Source organism: Amycolatopsis thermalba (genome assembly GCF_003385215.1).
Taxonomy (GTDB): domain Bacteria; phylum Actinomycetota; class Actinomycetes; order Mycobacteriales; family Pseudonocardiaceae; genus Amycolatopsis_E; species Amycolatopsis_E thermalba.
In genome coordinates, this window is record NZ_PQHW01000133.1 from 1 (window position 1) to 16,540 (window position 16,540).

Here is a 16,540-nt window from a genome sequence, read left to right on the forward strand (position 1 = left end):
CCGGTGACGACGTTGGCGATGCCCTGGCCGATCGCCTCGCGGGTCTTGTTGGAGTGGGTGTCGGTGATGTCGTCGACCAGCTTCGCGGTCATCAGCGACTCCATCAGCGCGACCAGCGCGAACGCCAGCGCGTAGGGGGCGATGGTGCTGAGCGTGTCGACACTGAACGGCACGTCGGGCAGGCCCGGGACCGGCAGCGAGGAGGGCAGGGCGCCCTTGTCGCCGACCGTGGGGACGGCGATTCCGGCGGCCACGGTCAGCACGGTGAGGGCCACGATGGACACCAGGGGCGCGGGGATCACCTTGGTGACCTTGGGGAACAGGATCATCAGCACGAGCCCGCCGGCGAACAGCGGGTACACCGGCCACGGCACGTCGATCAGCTCCGGCACCTGGGCCAGGAAGATCAGGATGGCCAGCGCGTTGACGAAGCCGACCATGACGCTGCGCGGGACGAAGCGCATCAGCCGGGCCACGCCGAGCGAGCCGAGCACGATCTGGAACAGCCCGCCGAGGATGACCGCGGCGATCAGGTAGCCCAGGCCGTGTTCCCGGGCGAGCGGGGCGACCACCAGAGCGACGGCTCCGGTGGCCGCGGAGATCATCGCCGCGCGCCCGCCGACGACCGAGATGACCACGGCCATCGTGAACGACGCGAACAGGCCCACGCTGGGATCGACCCCGGCGATGATGGAGAACGAAATCGCCTCCGGGATCAACGCCAGCGCCACCACCAGCCCGCCCAGTACCTCGATGCGGGCGACCTTGGGCGACAACCACGACGGGCGAACGCCACGCATACGCGCAGGGATCGGCGACAAGAGATTCGACAAGAGAAAACAACCTGACATGCTCGGGCGCCCGTCGGGCGCGAAAACATTCCCGCACCACTGTGGCGCGGCGTGAAGAAACTGCCGGGGGACTGGCGCGGATACCGTCGCCGGTCCGGAAGACTTCATTGACGGACGCGGACTAGCTCGACTGGGTCACGGCACCTGCTCGGTAGGCACGGGAAGCTCCTCGGCTCGATAACGGAGTCGGGGGCTTCGGTGACCCCGGCGGTCCGGTGACGCGATCGCCACCGTCGTCGGCAACTCTCACCTCACGTTAGACGAGAGATCGACGCCTGTCGCGGCGCCCAAGTTCAAATGAGGGCGGAATCACGCACCCACGTCGCGCTCGCCTCTCGCTGCCCGGCCCTGGTACTCTACTCTAACGTGACAGTAGGTTTTGTGTGGGCGACCGACCCGGAGACGGCATTGACGGACGTGCAGTCACGCGACGAGGAGCAGGAGCGCCGGTATCTGGCCGAGGCGGTGCGTCTGCTGACCACGGAGCTGGAGCGGCTGAACGCGTCGATCGACAAGTCGGTCAGCACCGTGGACCAGCACAAGCGGTACATGTGGGACAACCTGCGTGACATGGACTTCGCCGAGAAGGCGAACTTTCGCGAGTCGGTGAACCTGTCCGTCACCCTCGGCGAACACGCGATGCGGACGAGGAAACGCATCGAGCGTCTGCTGGAGTCTCCCTACTTCGCGCGCGTCGACTTCCGCCGTCACGCCGAACGGGACGCCGGCGCCCACTACATCGGCGTGCACAGCCTCTCGGATCCCGAGTCCCAGGAGATCGTGATTCACGACTGGCGGGCACCCGTGGCCGGCCTCTACTACGACTTCGAGGCGGGGGAGGCGCACTTCGAGGCGCCCGAGGGCACTGTGCGCGGCGCGATCACCGGCAAGCGCCAGTACAAGATCTCCGGCGGGCACCTGGAGTACATGTTCGACAGCTCGCTGAGCATCGGCGACGACGTCCTGCAGCGGGAGCTGAGCCGGTCCGCCGACGACAAGATGCGCAACATCGTCGCGACCATCCAGCGGGAACAGAACGCGGTGATCCGCAACGAGACCGCGCAGGTGCTGATCCTGCAAGGGGTGGCGGGCTCCGGAAAGACGTCGATCGCCCTGCACCGGGTGGCGTTCCTGCTCTACCGCTTCAAGGACACCCTCTCCTCGGACAACGTGATGATCCTCTCTCCCAACAAGGTGTTCGGTGACTACATCGCCAACGTGCTTCCCGAGCTGGGTGAGGAGCAGATCGCCGAGATCGACTTCGACAAGATCGCCGGCAGGTTTCTCGCGAAGGTCACCGGCTACGAGACCTTCAGCGAACAGGTCGTCGACCTCCTCGACCGGGTCGACGAGGCGGCGGCGGAGCGCATGCGCTACAAGGCGATGCCCGAGTTCGTCACCCGCCTCGACGAGTGGATCTCTTCCCGGACCCGGGAGGGGTTCACCCCGGCGGAGATCGAACAGAAGCGCCACCGCCTCTCCGTCGACTGGGTCGCGGACACCTTCGCCGAACTACGCGACCTTCCGATCTTCACACGGCTCGACGGCGTGGCCGGCCGCGCCGTGCACCTGCTCAAACAGCAGGTGACAGACCGCGGTGCCAAGTGGACCGCTGCCGACACCGGCAGCGTCCGCAAGCAGGTCCGCGCCATGTTCGCCGACAAGGACGCCTTCGCGCTCTACAAGGCGTTCTACGCGGCCCACCCGGACCGTCGGCGATTGTTCAAGCCACTCGGCCGGAAGAAGATCGAGTACGCCGACGTGTTCCCGCTGGTCTACACGATGATCAAGACGGCCCGGCAGGAGAGCTACCGCCACATCCGTCACCTGCTGGTCGACGAGATGCAGGACTACGCGCCCATCCAGTACGCCGTGGTGCGCGAGCTGTTCTCCTGCAAGATGACGATCCTGGGTGATAGGAACCAGTCGGTGAACCCGTTCAGCTCCTCGTCGCTGTCGACGATCCGCAGCATCTTCCCCGAGGCCGACTGCCTGGAGCTGTGCAAGAGCTACCGCTCCACGACCGAGATCACCGACTTCGCCCAGCGCATCTCCCGCAACGACAAGCTCGTCCCGATCGAGCGGCACGGACGACCACCCCAGGTCATCGCCTGCGCGAACCAGCAGGACCAGGAGGCGCAGATCCTGGCCCTGGTCAGGCAGCACAGTCACAGCGACCACCGCTCCCTCGGCATCATCTGCAAAACCGTCGCCCAGGCGAAGACACTCCACCACGCCCTGTCGCAAGCCGGTGCCGAACTGGCCCTGCTCGACTACGACAGCACAGCGTTCGCCGGTGGCATCGTCATCACCTCGGCACACATCGCCAAGGGACTGGAGTTCGACACGGTGATCGTCCCGCAGGTGGACGAGGAGAACTACGCCAACGAGATGGACAAGAGCATGCTCTACATCGCCTGCACCAGGGCCATGCACGAGCTCCACCTCACCCACACCGGACCTGTCTCGCGCTTCCTGGAGTTCGCGAAGCCCGACGGGGGCCTCTCCGCGATCCCCCGGCAGCCGCGGGGATGAGCTGACCCGGCAGGCGGGACACGCCAGCGGGCCGTGTCGATCAGCCGACGGAACCAGCCGACGGGAAGTGGGAGATGAGCACCGAAGGCGTGGCCGGCTCGCCGACAGCGCCGGTCACGGTGCCGGAATTCTGTGTCCACGTGGAAGACGCTTTCGTCGCGGACCGAACGGGCGTGCCGGACTTGCTCAATGCTGCGCCGGCCGGCCGGGCGCGGCCCGCGGTGTTCGCCGCGCTGAACCGGCTTCCGGACAGGCGGTTCGAGTCACTGATGGATCTGCTGTCGGAACTGCCGGACCTGTCGTTCGACTGCGATGCGCAGTGACCGCCTCTGATATGGCAGGCGCCGGTATCCCCTGACGTGCCCGGTGAACCGGACCGGCTCAGCTGAGGCGGTCGGCCAGGACCTGGAGTCGTCCGGCCACGGTCAACCGCCGCAGCCACCCGGGGCAGGGCGGAGGCGCCGGAGCGCACCACCTGCGCGAGGTCCTGCAGGAATGCCGGCACGCCAGGGGCGTGCCGGGTCGCTGCGCAGGGCCAGGTAGGCCGCGGCGGCCTGGCATGTTGTCCGTGTTCGTGGGCGTGGGTGACCGCGGCGCTGCGCCGGGCGAGTTCGGCGGTGTGGTGCAGGCTCGTGCCGGCCAGTGCGACCGGCGCGACCCGCATGGCGGCGCCGTTGCCGGTTGATCCGGCCCCGTGGTGAAAGGCACGAGTGGCCGCAAACCAGGGGACACCGGCGTTGATCAGCCCGAAAACTTTCGGTGTGCCAGGGCCGTGACCGCGCCAGGACTCGGCCCGCCAGGCCTGGGCGAGTTTCGCGGGCGAGCAGGTCCTCGCTCAGCACCGCGGTGTCGCGGTGTCCGGCGAGGACGGGAACGAGTTCGATGTCGGCGGTGTGGGCGAGCGCGGTGGGTGCCGGCTCCTCGGCGACGAGGCCTACGGGGCCGGCGCTGTCACGGCCCTGGACCGGGGCGCCGAAGGCGTCCCGAGTCCGAGCCCCAGGAGTAGTCCGCGCGTTCGGTCGCGGGTGATGGGCTGGGCGGCGATGGGCATGGGGTGCAGCCGGTCTCGGGTCGGGCCACCGGCTCGGCGTGGAGCCGGTACAGCGGCGGGTGGGCCAGGTCGATGCGGTACGTCCCCGGTGCCACGGTCCGGGTGATGCCGTCCAGGACCGCCGCAGTGGGCGCCGACGCCCGGACGACTCGCGGTCCGCCGCAGAGTTCGACCGTCGCGCCCTCGCCGTCAGTCACCCCGAGCAGCACACCGCTACCCGAGGGGCGAGCGAACACGTCGACCAGGACCGGGTGCTCGGTGTCTGCGACGTCGCGTAGCTGCAGGCCGCGCAGGACGACCTCCTGTCGCGCGTCCGGGCCGGTCAGGATCAATGCGAGTTCCGGCCGCAACCACAAGTGCAGGGAACCCGGCGAAACATACCGGCGGTCCGGAGACACGATCGGTGCGTGGCAGCGCACGGCGAGGTGTTGCGCGGCCGCGACGACGGTGTGGTGGGTGGCCAAGACGAGGCTCACCCGGCCGGTCGATGCACGGGCGGACGGGCCGTCGAGCACGACCACACCGGCGCGGGTCGCGGGACTGCCCCGGTCGGAGCCGCTGACCATGACGACAGGTCTCCGGTGTCCGAGGCCAGCGGGCTGAGACTCCCCGCGGAGGGATCGGCGCCGCGCAGCAGGGCGCGAAAGACGTTCACCAGCCCCCGTTGAGCGGATCGAGCCGGTCGCCCATGGTCTCTGGCTGCGCCCCGGCCACCGCCACGTCCATGACCCTTAACCTACTCTCACGTGACGGTAGGGCCTACTGTGTGGATGTTCGCGGCGATGGACCTGAGGGGTTTCGATGAGCAGGCGTTTCGAGGAGCTCGACTGGCGTTCGACCCCCTTGGGCGAGCTCGTTCTGCGCCGGCGCTGGGACGCGACGGTGGCGCGGGAGGTGCTGGAGATCAAGCTCGACGACGAGTTCCTGATGTCGAGCCTGTTCACCGTCGCCGAAACGGAGCTGGCTCGCCGGGTGCTGGCTGAAGCACCCGGCGCGAACGTGGATGTCGTGGTCGGTGGCCTCGGTCTCGGCTACACCGCGCAGGCGGTGCTGGCCGACCCGCGGGTGCGGTCGCTGTCGGTGGTGGAGGCCCTGGGCGTGGTGGCCGAGTGGCACGAGAACGGGTTGATACCGACCGAGCCGGCGTTGACGTCGGATCGGCGGTGCCGGCTCGTGCACGGCGACTTCTTCGCGATGCTCCGGTCGCCGGACGGACTCGACCCGGCCGCGCCTGGGCGGCGGTTCCACGCCATCGCGGTGGACATCGACCACTCTCCGCGTCACGTGCTGCATCCCAGCCATCGGGAGTTCTACGAACCGGCGGGAGCGCAGCGCCTGGCCGGGCACCTCCGTCCCGGTGGCGTCTTCGGCCTGTGGTCGAACGACCCGCCCGACGACGAATTCCTTTCGGCCCTGGACTCGGCATTCGCGCAGGCGCGGGCCGAGGTCGTCACGTTCGCCAACCCGTTGCAGGACAGGCAGGCAACCGCCACCATCTACATCGCGACGGAGCCGCGGCAATCCTGACCCCGGCCCACCCGGCCGCTGTGATGCCCACAGCCCACCGTGAACGTGGGTCGCCTGGACGAGGCGTCCGCCGGCTCAGGCGTCGATCAGGACGGGGATGACGACCGGCCGGCGGTGCAGCGTCTTGCGTGCCCAGGATTCCGTGGCCCGCACGATCCGGCGTTCGAGCTCGTCGGTGGCGGTGACGGCGCGTTCGGCCGCACCGGCGAGGGCCTTCTCCAGAACCGGGGCCAGGGAGTCGAACGCCGACTCGTCGGGTGCGAACCCGCGGGCGATGAAGCCGGGCGTCTCGGCGAGCAAGCCGGTGTCGGGATCGATGAGCGCGATCACGGTCAGCACACCGTCCTGGCCGAGGGTGCGCCGTTCGGCCAGGGAATCCTCCGTCAGCACGCCGACGGTGTGGCCGTCCACGTAGATCTCGCGCACCGGGACGGTGCCGGTGATCGTGGCACGCCCCTCCTGCAAATCGACGACCTCACCATTGCCCGCGATGAGCACACGATCACGCGCGACACCGGTGCTGACCGCCAGATCGGCGTTCGCCTTGAGGTGCCGCGCTTCACCGTGGACCGGCACGACGTTGGACGGCTGGACGATGTTGTAGCAGTAGACCAGTTCGCCCGCGCTGGCGTGCCCGGACACGTGCACCTTGGCGTTGCCTTTGTGCACGACGTTCGCACCGCGTGCGGTCAGTCCGTTGATGATCCGGTAGATGGCGTTCTCGTTGCCGGGGATGAGGGAACTGGCCAGCAGCACGGTGTCGCCGTCACCGACGTTGATGTCGTGACGGCCCGCGGCCATGCGGGCAAGCGCGGCCATCGGCTCACCCTGCGATCCGGTGCAGACCAGGGCCACCTTGTCGTCCGGCAGGCGATCCAGCGCCTGTGGGTCGACGATCAGGCCGGCCGGTGCGGTGAGGTAGCCCAGCTCCAGTGCCAGATTCATGTTGCGGACCATGGACCGGCCGACGAAGGCCACCTTGCGGCCGTGGGCGTGAGCGGCGTCGAGGACCTGCTGGATGCGGTGCACATGGCTGGCGAAACTGGAGACGATCACCCGGCGCGGCGCGGTGCGGAACACGGCCTCGATAGCCGGAGTCAGTTCCCGCTCGGAGGTGGTGAACCCGGGGACGTCGGCGTTGGTGGAGTCCACCAGGAACAAATCGACGCCCTCCTCGCCGAGGCGGGCGAAGCCGCGCAGGTCGGTGATGCGCTCGTCCAGCGGAAACTGGTCCATCTTGAAGTCGCCGGTGTGCAGCACCAGGCCGGCCCGGGTGCGCACAGCGACGGCGAGACCGTCCGGGATGGAGTGGTTGACCGCGAGGAATTCCAGTGCGAAGGGACCGCGGTCGAGCCGTTCTCCTTCCCGGACTTCGATCAAGGTCGGGGTGATGCGGTGCTCGGCGAGCTTGGCGGACAGAAAGCTCAAGGTCAGCCGGGAACCGATGACCGGGACGTCGGGCCGCTCGGCCAGCAGGTACGGCACCGCACCGAGGTGATCTTCGTGCCCGTGCGTGAGCACGATCGCCGTGATGTCGGAGAGCCGGTCACGGAACGCGGTCCAGTCCGGCAGGATCACGTCCACCCCGGGCTGGTGCTCCTCGGGGAAGAGGACCCCGCAGTCGACGACCAGCAGGGCGCCCTGATGCTCGAACACGGTCATGTTCCGGCCGATCTCGCCCAGTCCGCCCAAGGCGACGATGCGTAGTGCATCGTCGGGAAGTGAGGGCGGGCGGGTCATCGCGGACCGGGCTGGAGAGTTCATACTCTCACGTTACGTGAGAGTATGAAACCCGGCTTCGTTGGCTCTGTCAAAAGGGGTCTCAGTCGTCGAGCGGGACATCGGGCACGAAGGCTCACAGGTCGCAGACGTGTCCGAACGTGCGCGAGGGGGCCGGTTCAGCAGTTGCACCACCTCGTCGCGGCGTTCGTGCTCTGTGGCGGCGATGATCTCTTGATGTTGGCCACGCCATGCACAGTACCCTCACGTTAGAGTAGAGTCGCGGAGACGGTCGGCACCTTCGTTTCCACTGCCCCCGACAGTGGCCGCGGTCGCGCTCACCCCTCCCCCCCGGCGCGACGTGCCGACCGTCGCCACTGTCACACCCGGTGGCGCCGGTGAACCGTGGTTACGGAACGAGGTTGACGTGAGCGGACACATGCAGATCGGCGAGGTGGCCGAGCGCTGCGGGCTGTCCTTGCGCACGATCCGGCATTACGAGGAGGTCGGGCTCGTCCGGCCGGACACCCGCAGCCGGGGTGGGTTCCGGCTCTACACCGCAGCGGATCTTCGGCGCCTGCGCCTCATCCGGCAGATGAAGGTGCTCGGTTTCCGGCTCGATGAGATGCGTGACCTGCTGTCCTTGCTCATACCGGACGCGACTGATGCTCCGGCGGGGCAGGCCACCGAGGAGGAACGGCTCGATGTGCTGCGGGACTTCAGCCGCACCGCTGACCACCGGTGTGACGAACTGCGCGCCCGCCTGGACGCCGCGCACGACTTCCTGGCGACCCTGCATGAGTGCCGGACGCGCTTGACCGCCGCGACGACGAAGGTCGACGGTTGAGCGGCCCGGGTAGGTTCGCCGGACTGGACGTGCCGGCCATCAGCGTGCTGTGGTACCGCGCAATCACCGGGTTCGCCCTGGACATGCCCGACTGGCTGCGTCAGTTCGCCGCGATCGCAACGGACGCGGTGGTGATCGTGTTCGCGGTCGGCATGCTGGGTGTGTGGTGGCGGACCCGCCGCGGCGACCCGCGAGCACTCGCCGTTGCCGTGCTCGGTCCCGCAGGCGTTGCGGTGGCCTACCTGGTCGGTGAAGCCCTCAACTCCGTGGTGCGCGAGCAGCGACCGTGTGCCGCGCTCATCCAGGCGACGATCGTCGGGTGTCCGCCGCCCGGCGATTGGTCGTTTCCCGGCAATCACTCGGTGGTCGCCGGCGCCGCGGGGGTCGCCGTGGTTCTCGTCTGCCGTGCAGCGGTCTTCTGGGTGGTTCCCGTCGCAGTTCTGGCCGCGTTGTCGCGTGTGGTCGTCGGTGTGCACTACCTGCACGACGTGGCTGCGGGCTTGGCGCTCGGTGGGGTCGTCACGCTCCTGGTCGTCCTGCCGCTTCGGCGGCTCGTGGCTCGGTTGATCGGCCGCCGGTGTTCACGACCGCGCCGGCGAGGATTCGGCACACCGGTAGGACGCGGACCCGAGCCATCGAGTTCGCCCGCGGAGGGCCGCTCCCGGGCCGGTTTCCGATGACCATCCGGCTGCACAGCGCCTGGTTCGACGCCGGCCGCAGTCGCCAGGTACGGCTGCGCTCCCTCAGGCGCACGGTGTCCTATCTCCTGGGCGCGGAGGCTGAGCATCGCCTGTGGCCGGAGAACATCGGTACGGGACGCGTCGCCGTCGTCCGCGACTTCGACCACGACAGCCGCCAGATCCGGAATGCCGTGCGCGCCGGTGCGGACGTCCGCGGCTGGTCACTGCTCGAGCTGCCTGTCATACCGGGCTTCGGGCAGATCCCGGTCGCCGCCGACATTCGGGTGGTGGTCCCCGGACACGAGTCCCTGACGGCAGCCGCTCGGCGATGCGCGGCCTTCTGGCGGTGCGGCGTGCTCGCCCCGGCGACGGCCGGCACGCTGGCCAGCCCGGCGAGCCTGGTTCTGCACCCTGCCCCGGCAGTCGCCCTCTCGTCGTCGCACGACTGGTACGACCACGCGGCCGAGCGCTGGGCCCTGCGTGGCGAACTGGCTTTCCGTTGCGGCACCGGGCAGTGGGAGCGGGCCGAGGACGTCCTGGTGCATCCGCACGATGAGGGAGTACTGATGGGCTGGCGGGGCTGGGATCGGCACTTGGTCCCTGAGCCGGTGACCATCCGGATCGAGCGGGCCGCCGGTGGCACGCTCGACGGCCACGCGCAGACGTTCCCCTCCGGGGAGTACCTGTGCGTGCCCCAGCGGGACCGGTTCCACCAGGTGTTCTGGCCCGGCGTGCAGACGTGAGTCCGCAGCGCGGGAACCGGTGGGGTGACGAATCACCCCACCGGCGAATGCTCCCGTCATGAGCAGACCCGATCCTACTGTACCCTCACGTGAGGGTAGACTTAGGGCTGTCAGTCAGTGGAGCGATCGGGCCGGTACCGGCCGGCGGGAGTTGCGTGTGACGGCAAGCAGTGCAGCCCGGGTCCAGCGGGTGGAGATTCTCGCCGAATCCGGGCGTCGCCGGACCTTCGCGGTCATCAGCCATCCCGACGCGGGCAAGTCCACGCTCACCGAGGCGCTGGCGCTGCATGCGCACGTCATCTCCGAGGCGGGTGCGGTGCACGGCAAGGCGGGGCGGCGCGGGGTGACTTCGGACTGGATGGAGATGGAGCGCACGCGCGGAATCTCCATCACGTCCGCCGCCTTGCAGTTCGCCTACGGCGACACGGTGATCAACCTGCTGGACACCCCTGGCCACGCGGACTTCTCCGAGGACACCTACCGGGTCCTGTCCGCGGTGGACTCCGCGGTCATGCTGCTGGACGCAGCCAAGGGGCTGGAGCCGCAGACGCTGAAACTGTTCGACGTCTGCCGTTACCGGGGTATCCCGGTGATCACCTTCATCAACAAGTGGGACCGGCCCGGGCGGGAAGCGCTGGAGCTGTGCGACGAGCTGACCCAGCGGATCGGACTGCAGCCGATGCCGTTGACCTGGCCGGTCGGGGTTGCCGGCCACTTGCGTGGCGTACTCGACGTCCCCAGCGGCGACTTCATCCGCTACCAGCACACCGCGGGCGGGGCGACTGTCGCCCCCGAGGAGCGTCTCACCCCCCAGCAGGCCGTTGCCGATCTCGGGGACGAGTGGGCCCAGGCGGTGGAGGAGGCCGAACTGCTGCGGGCGTCCGGCGGCGAGTTCGAGGTGGCCCGGTTCTTCGACGCCACGGCGACCCCGGTGCTGTTCGGCGCGGCGGTCCGCAACTTCGGCGTCCGCCACCTGCTCGACCTGCTGGTCGAACTCGCACCCCGGCCCACCCCGCGTACCGACACCGACGGTGCGACGCGAGCCCTGGATTCCCCGTTCTCGGCGTTCGTGTTCAAGGTGCAGACCGGCATGGACCCGGCGCACCGCGACCAGGTGGCGTTCGCCCGGGTGTGCTCCGGCGTGTTCGAACGGGGGATGGTCGTCACCAACGCCTCCACCGGGAAGCCGTTCGCCACCAAGTACGTCCAGCAGGTGTTCGGGCAGCAACGGTCCACGCTCGACACCGCCTTCCCCGGTGACGTCATCGGCCTGGTGAACGCCACCGCCCTGCGCGTGGGCGACACCCTCTACACCGGCAAGCCGCCGGTGCGGTTTCCCGGGCTGCCCAGTTTCGCGCCCGCGCACTTCGCGGTCGCCCGGCCCGCCGATCTCGGCCGCGCGAAACAGTTCCGCAAGGGTGTCGAACAACTCGGCGCGGAAGGCGTGGTCCAGGTGCTGCGCTCGGACCGGCGCGGGGACGCCGCGCCGGTGCTCGCCGCGGTCGGGCCGATGCAGTTCGAGGTCGCCGCACACCGGATGGCGACCGAGTTCACCTCGCCCATCCGGCTGGAACCGTTGCCGTACCACGCCGTCCGGCGACTCGCCGATCCCGCTCAGCGGTCCATCGTCGACGCCGGGCGCCGCAGCGAGGTTCTCACCCGCCTGGACGGCGCCGAACTGGCTCTGTTCGCCGAAGAGATGGACCTGCGGATCCTGCTGCGCGCCCATCCCGGACTGGTGCTCGAATCCTTGGTCGCCGAGGGCGGCTGAGCGGGTGGCCCCAGGGGCGGCGGGTCAGCGTCGCGGCTGCACACCGGTGGGGTGCTGACGGCGCGCGGCCGTGATGTGCGTGCGCAGCAGCGATGCGAACTCCTCGGCGATGACCAGTTTCGCGCGCAGGTCCTCGCACGCCTTCGTGGCGGTTTCGCTGAACTCCGCCAGCCGCGCGGCCGGGTCGGCGATCTCCGGGCCGTCCGGCGTCGGGTCGAGGATGGCCAGCAGATCGCGCATCTCCTCCAGCTGGAACCCCAGTGGCTTCATCCGCTTGATCAGCTGCAACCGGTCGATGTCGGGCTCGGTGTAGAGCCGGAACCCGCCCTGGCTGCGGGCGCTGGGCACGACCAGCCCGACTTCCTCGTAGTAGCGGATCGTGCGCAGGGACAGCCCGGTGCGCTCGGCCACCTCACCGATCTGCATCTGCTCGCCCACGCCCGGGTCCTTCCTGCAGGCTCGTCACGCCAACGCACCGTCCACCCGGCGCTGACGCCGCCAACGATACCCTCACGTGACAGTATCGACGTCGCTGACGATCGTCCGGATGGCGCGACGCGGCGGCGAGACCTCCATCACGACCCCCGCGCCACTACCTCCTGGTCGCGATAAACTGATCCCAGTGCTGGGCTCGCATCGACCCTGTGCGCGATCTTGTCCTTCGGACGCCCCGCTCGCCGGGTGTGCAGTCGCCGTCCACTCAGGCGGATCGATCGCCTGGCCCGTCCCGCGACATACATGCTCACCTGACCGAGATTCGCGCCTCCGTGGCGGGGCGCATCGCGGCTCGGGCACGCCGACCCGCCCAGCCGCCGTGCCCCGACACACGGAAAGGATTTTCGACCTTGTCTTCCGGCGCAACTGCCCCGAGACCACCCCTGGCTTCCGGCGCAACGGGACGTGCGCACCTGCCACGGGTGATCGCGGCGGCGTCGGTTGCACTGGCGCTCACCGCTCCCGGGCAAACCGCGGCGGTGTCGGTGTTCGTCGATCCGATCATCCACGACCTCGGTGTGTCCCGCTCCGCGGTGTCGACCGCGTACCTGATCGGGTCGCTGTCCGGGGCGTTCGTCATGCCCTTCCTCGGCCGCCTGATCGACCGCTTCGGCCCCAGCCGCATCATGGCCGGCATCGCGCTGTGTTTCGGTGCCATTCTCATCGCGTCGACCGCGGCGAGCGAGATCACCGGGCTGACCGCCGCGTTCATCGGCATCCGGGTCGGCGGTCAGGGCGCTCTGAACCTGGTCGCCACCACCACCGTCGCGATCTACGTCCACCGCCGCCGCGGCTTCGCCATCGGCGTCGCCTCGGCGATCGGTACCGCCGGGATCTCGCTCACGCCGATGCTGCTGGAACGGCTGGTCTCGGACTGGGGCTGGCGCCACGTCTGGATCGCCGAAGGCGTGGCGGTGTGGTTGCTCGTCGTTCCCGCCGCGCTCCTGTTGCTGCCGCGCCGGCCACCCGCGCGCACGCCCGATGATGAAGCTGAAACCGCGCCCGGCAGCTCCCTGCCGCCGGTGGACTGGACACTCGCACAGGCGATGCGCACCGGGATGTTCTGGGTCGTCACCGCCGGTGTCGGGACCTGCGCGCTGGTCGCCACCGGGCTGAACTTCCACCAGCAGTCCCTGCTCGGCGAACGCGGCCTCACCGCCACCGAAGCCGCCGCGACCTTCCTGCCTCAGACCATCGCCGGCCTCATCGCCACCTTCGGTCTGGGCTGGCTCGCCGACCGCTTCTCCGACCGCCTTCTGATCATCACCACGATGGCCACTCTCGCGTTGGCCACCGCCGGTGCCGGCTGGCTCACGCCGGGATTCACCGCCGTGCTCTACGGCCTGGCACTGGGCGCCTGCGGCAACGGCATCCGCACCCTGGAAGCGGTCGCCTTCCCCCGCTGCTTCGGACTGCGCCACCTCGGGGCGATCCGCGGAGTCGTGCACTCGGTCACCGTCGGCGCCTCCGCCTTCGGGCCCCTGCTCCTCGCGCTCGGCCGCGACCACGCCACCACCTACCGGCCCATCCTGCTCGTCATGACCGCGCTTCCACTGGCCGTCACCGTGGCCGGCGCCATGGTGCGCACGCCGCCACCGGCGCCCCCGTCACGCGAGGCCTGACCCGAGGCTTTCACCCTCAGTTCTGGGCGACGGCGGTGTTCTGGATGGCGCAGATCCACCATTGTTCATCCTTTTTGGACAAGACCCAGGTTCCGACGTTCGTGCGCGCGCCGTGCTCGGTGGTCACCGGCGCCGGACGAACGCGATCGCAACGCCCGGCGCGGGGAAGGTGATGCGGTCGATCTCGTACCACGTGCGGATGCCCTCGGCGTGGTGGTACAGCCGTTCCTTGTGGTAGGCGTGGATGTCTTCCCAGCTGGTGAAGCATACACCGTTGACTGCGGTGAAGACGATGTCCGCGGTGAACCGGGCCCGAACTTCACGGCGTCGTGCTCTGCGAACGCGGCCATCAATTCGGCCGAGATTTCCGTGATCGCGGAGACGTCCTGCTCATCGCCGGGATTTTCCTGGGCAAGTGGGGGAGTCGTTCTCGTTGTCCTTCCGTTGATCGCATGCGGTCACGGCACTGCTAAGACCTATACCTTTGCCGAACTCGAGTCGTTCGCCGGCACCCTCGTCGCCAGCAAGAGCAGCAACACGAGGCCGGCCAGGCACGCCGCGGCGAGGAACCCGGTGGTGATCGTGGTCGCGCCGATCAACGGCCCCAACAACAGCGGCGAGAGGAACTGGCCGGCGAACGAACCCGTCGCCGACAGCGCGACCGTCTGTCCCCTCAGCTCCGGCGGTGCCGCCTCCCCGACGAGCACGGTCAGCGCGGGAAACGCCAGCCCGTTGCCCAGTCCGAACAGCACGGGCGCCACTGCGATCACAGCCGGGGCATCCGTGACCCCGAGGATGACGAACGTGCCCACCCACAACGCCGCCGACACCCGCAACAGGACGTCATAACCCAGCCGGGCACGGGTGCGCGCGTACACCAGCCCGACCACGCTCATCGCAGCGGACGAACCGACGGTGAACATCGACACCAGGAATGGCTCGGTGACGCCGACCTGCGCCAGGCGCTGCGGCAGGAACACCGCCAGTGCATACATCAGCAGGGCGGTTGTGACCATGAGCGCGTACAACCCGAGCAACGCCGGGCGAGCGCGTAGCAGCGCGAGCATCCCGCCATGCGGCCCGCGTTCGGCGGGCTTCGGGTGGGAGTTCGGCAGTGCCACCATGGTCGCGAGGCCCAGCGGAATGCCGACCAGGTAGACCGCGAACGCGGCGTGCCAGGAGATGCCGCCGACCGCGCCGGCCAGCAACGGCCAGGCCAGCCCGCCCAGACTGGTGGTGGCGGAGCGCCAGCCCATCACCCGATCCCGCAGGGCGCCGCGGTAAAGCCCCAGCAGCGCGACCGTGGTGCCGCTGAACACCGTCGCCGCACCAACCCCGAACACCAGGCGGCTCGCGATCAACACGGGATAGGAGGTGATGAACAGCCCCGCGCCTCCGGCGAGCCCGTAGAGAACCAACCCGCCGGCCAGGACCGGGCGCACGCCGAGACGGTCGATCAGCCAGCCCACCAGCGGGCTGGAGACCGCGATCGCCAAACCGTGCGCCGTGATGATCAGGCCCGCGGCCGTACCGCTCACGCCGAGGTCGCTGCGGATCACCTCCAGCACCGGCACGATCGTCGACCCGGCCATCACCCCCAACGTCGACCCGAAGAGCAACACCACCAGCGCTGCTGGGTTCCGTACGGCCGGCGCGGCCGGTGCGGGCGTCGTCATCAGCTCACCTCCCCGACAAAAGCAACTCAGTTGCAGAGTAGACCGAGTTGCATAAAAGAACCAGTAGGGTTTGCGCCTCAGGTGTGCTCAGCTAGGCTGACCAGCGATGACCACACAGAACGACCGCACCTTGCCGCTGCGCGAGCGCAAGAAGTTGCGCACCCGGAAGACACTGGCCGAGACCGCGCTGCGGCTGTTCCTGGACAACGGCTTCGACGCGGTCACCGTGGACGACCTGGTCGCGCAGGCGGAAGTTTCCAAGCGCACCTTCTACGCCAACTACACGTCCAAGGAGGACGTCGCGCTCGCCGCCGAACTCGACCTCTGGAAGGTCTACGTCGAGGAAGTCCGGACCCGCGACCTTCAGGGGCCGGTCCTCGCCGCGCTCCGCGAAGCACTCACCGCCGTCCTGGCTGACCTCGGCGATGACTGGGCCCGGTGGTTCCTGCCCACCCGTGGGCTCGCGGCCCGGACACCCGCGCTGCGCGATCACAGCGTCCTGCTGTCCATGCAGACCCAGGAAACTCTCGTCGACGTCCTCGAAGCCAAACTCGGCATCGACAGCCGCGACGACGTCCGGCTCCGGCTCCTCGGCGAATTCGCCCTTAGCGCCTGGCGGTGCGGCGCCAAGAACTGGATCCGCGGCCTCCGCGGCGAACGCAACCCCCGTGGTGGTGATATCGGCACCCTCATCGACCGCGTCGACGAAGCCTTCAACGCCATCCCCGACAGCCTTACCCTCACGGCCTCCTGAGCGCGACTCAACCCGCCACCCGCACGCGCTTGCTGCCGTTCCGGTCGCCCCCCGGGCCACCCTGGTGCGGGGCATCGACACTGGCGCGAGTTTGAAATTGTGGCTCTACTCGCACTCCGCCGGGGGAGTGGGCCTGTTGTCCGGGTCTATCCCGTGATCGGTGTTTCTGGCGGTTCGGTTAGTAGGTTTCGGCGGCCGGCCAGCGGTCACCGAAGGTGATGGCGAAGGCGTTGAGTACGGGTTTCCAGCGCATCGTCCATCGGGCGCGG

At 69.0% G+C, this 16,540-nt stretch carries 14 protein-coding genes and 1 pseudogene; 9 read left to right on the forward strand and 6 right to left on the reverse strand.

The genetic code is table 11. From position 1 onward, the window contains the following. Nucleotides 1-800 (reverse strand): SulP family inorganic anion transporter (locus D0D15_RS32195; RefSeq protein WP_240325319.1); only part of this gene is annotated, 800 nt, incomplete at its 3' end. A gap of 417 nt (nucleotides 801-1,217) precedes the next feature. Here D0D15_RS32195 and D0D15_RS32200 point away from each other — a divergent pair. Further along, nucleotides 1,218-3,386 (forward strand): HelD family protein, encoded by a 2,169-nt coding sequence (locus D0D15_RS32200; RefSeq protein WP_233157269.1) that lies wholly within the window; start codon nucleotides 1,218-1,220, stop codon nucleotides 3,384-3,386. Nucleotides 3,387-3,460: 74 nt separating this feature from the next. Then, nucleotides 3,461-3,709 (forward strand): hypothetical protein, encoded by a 249-nt coding sequence (locus D0D15_RS37395; protein WP_115944990.1) that lies wholly within the window; start codon nucleotides 3,461-3,463, stop codon nucleotides 3,707-3,709. A gap of 245 nt (nucleotides 3,710-3,954) precedes the next feature. On the opposite strand, the pseudogene D0D15_RS37950 reads toward D0D15_RS37395, so the two are convergent. Next, nucleotides 3,955-4,188: pseudogene (locus tag D0D15_RS37950) on the reverse strand (ADP-ribosylglycohydrolase family protein); the annotation flags it as partial. Between the two features lie 149 nt (nucleotides 4,189-4,337). Beyond that, nucleotides 4,338-4,958, reverse strand: a complete 621-nt coding sequence (locus D0D15_RS32215; protein WP_143266194.1) for a hypothetical protein — start codon at nucleotides 4,956-4,958, stop codon at nucleotides 4,338-4,340. Between the two features lie 280 nt (nucleotides 4,959-5,238). Between D0D15_RS32215 and D0D15_RS32220 the strand changes: the two genes are divergently transcribed. Beyond that, on the forward strand, nucleotides 5,239-5,964 hold the full coding sequence (locus tag D0D15_RS32220; protein ID WP_094005537.1) for a spermidine synthase family protein: 726 nt from the start codon (nucleotides 5,239-5,241) through the stop codon (nucleotides 5,962-5,964). Nucleotides 5,965-6,039: 75 nt separating this feature from the next. Here D0D15_RS32220 and D0D15_RS32225 read toward each other — a convergent pair whose 3' ends face one another. Continuing rightward, the gene (locus D0D15_RS32225) at nucleotides 6,040-7,728 is read right to left on the reverse strand and encodes a ribonuclease J (protein WP_198958231.1); all 1,689 of its coding nucleotides are present in this window, start codon (nucleotides 7,726-7,728) and stop codon (nucleotides 6,040-6,042) included. 394 nt (nucleotides 7,729-8,122) lie between these two features. On the opposite strand from D0D15_RS32225, the gene D0D15_RS32230 reads away from it, so the two are divergent. From D0D15_RS32230 to D0D15_RS32245, 4 genes are all read left to right on the forward strand, one after another. Continuing rightward, a complete protein-coding gene (locus tag D0D15_RS32230) occupies nucleotides 8,123-8,530 on the forward strand; it encodes a MerR family transcriptional regulator (protein ID WP_094005539.1) in 408 nt (135 codons plus the stop codon). Further along, nucleotides 8,485-9,210 (forward strand): phosphatase PAP2 family protein, encoded by a 726-nt coding sequence (locus D0D15_RS32235; RefSeq protein ID WP_198958232.1) that lies wholly within the window; start codon nucleotides 8,485-8,487, stop codon nucleotides 9,208-9,210. The genes D0D15_RS32230 and D0D15_RS32235 overlap by 46 nt, the downstream gene beginning before the upstream one ends. Continuing rightward, nucleotides 9,207-9,953 carry a hypothetical protein gene (locus tag D0D15_RS32240; RefSeq protein ID WP_094005540.1) on the forward strand — a complete coding sequence of 249 codons (747 nt, stop codon included), beginning with the start codon at nucleotides 9,207-9,209 and terminating at the stop codon, nucleotides 9,951-9,953. The genes D0D15_RS32235 and D0D15_RS32240 overlap by 4 nt, the downstream gene beginning before the upstream one ends. A 157-nt stretch (nucleotides 9,954-10,110) precedes the next feature. After that, nucleotides 10,111-11,724 carry a peptide chain release factor 3 gene (locus D0D15_RS32245; protein WP_233157270.1) on the forward strand — a complete coding sequence of 538 codons (1,614 nt, stop codon included), beginning with the start codon at nucleotides 10,111-10,113 and terminating at the stop codon, nucleotides 11,722-11,724. Between the two features lie 24 nt (nucleotides 11,725-11,748). On the opposite strand, the gene D0D15_RS32250 is transcribed toward D0D15_RS32245, so the two are convergent. Continuing rightward, nucleotides 11,749-12,150: a MerR family transcriptional regulator gene (locus D0D15_RS32250; RefSeq protein WP_167481601.1), complete on the reverse strand. Its 402-nt coding sequence runs from the start codon at nucleotides 12,148-12,150 to the stop codon at nucleotides 11,749-11,751. 257 nt (nucleotides 12,151-12,407) lie between these two features. Between D0D15_RS32250 and D0D15_RS32255 the strand changes: the two genes are divergently transcribed. Next, nucleotides 12,408-13,841: an MFS transporter gene (locus tag D0D15_RS32255; RefSeq protein ID WP_198958233.1), complete on the forward strand. Its 1,434-nt coding sequence runs from the start codon at nucleotides 12,408-12,410 to the stop codon at nucleotides 13,839-13,841. Between the two features lie 476 nt (nucleotides 13,842-14,317). On the opposite strand, the gene D0D15_RS32265 is transcribed toward D0D15_RS32255, so the two are convergent. Further along, nucleotides 14,318-15,517 (reverse strand): MFS transporter, encoded by a 1,200-nt coding sequence (locus D0D15_RS32265; RefSeq protein WP_094005544.1) that lies wholly within the window; start codon nucleotides 15,515-15,517, stop codon nucleotides 14,318-14,320. A gap of 106 nt (nucleotides 15,518-15,623) precedes the next feature. Between D0D15_RS32265 and D0D15_RS32270 the strand changes: the two genes are divergently transcribed. Continuing rightward, on the forward strand, nucleotides 15,624-16,271 hold the full coding sequence (locus tag D0D15_RS32270) for a TetR/AcrR family transcriptional regulator (RefSeq protein ID WP_094005545.1): 648 nt from the start codon (nucleotides 15,624-15,626) through the stop codon (nucleotides 16,269-16,271). Nucleotides 16,272-16,540: the final 269 nt, after the last annotated feature.

What these genes read in the sequence shown, in the direction of transcription:
- D0D15_RS37395 (WP_115944990.1), top strand. Translation starts at nt 3,461, where the DNA reads ATGAGCACCGAAGGCGTGGCCGGCTCGCCGACAGCGCCGGTCACGGTG.
- D0D15_RS32220 (WP_094005537.1), top strand. Translation starts at nt 5,239, where the DNA reads ATGAGCAGGCGTTTCGAGGAGCTCGACTGGCGTTCGACCCCCTTGGGC.
- D0D15_RS32225 (WP_198958231.1), bottom strand. Translation starts at nt 7,728, where the DNA reads ATGAACTCTCCAGCCCGGTCCGCGATGACCCGCCCGCCCTCACTTCCC.
- D0D15_RS32230 (WP_094005539.1), top strand. Translation starts at nt 8,123, where the DNA reads ATGCAGATCGGCGAGGTGGCCGAGCGCTGCGGGCTGTCCTTGCGCACG.
- D0D15_RS32240 (WP_094005540.1), top strand. Translation starts at nt 9,207, where the DNA reads ATGACCATCCGGCTGCACAGCGCCTGGTTCGACGCCGGCCGCAGTCGC.
- D0D15_RS32250 (WP_167481601.1), bottom strand. Translation starts at nt 12,150, where the DNA reads ATGCAGATCGGTGAGGTGGCCGAGCGCACCGGGCTGTCCCTGCGCACG.
- D0D15_RS32265 (WP_094005544.1), bottom strand. Translation starts at nt 15,517, where the DNA reads ATGACGACGCCCGCACCGGCCGCGCCGGCCGTACGGAACCCAGCAGCG.
- D0D15_RS32270 (WP_094005545.1), top strand. Translation starts at nt 15,624, where the DNA reads ATGACCACACAGAACGACCGCACCTTGCCGCTGCGCGAGCGCAAGAAG.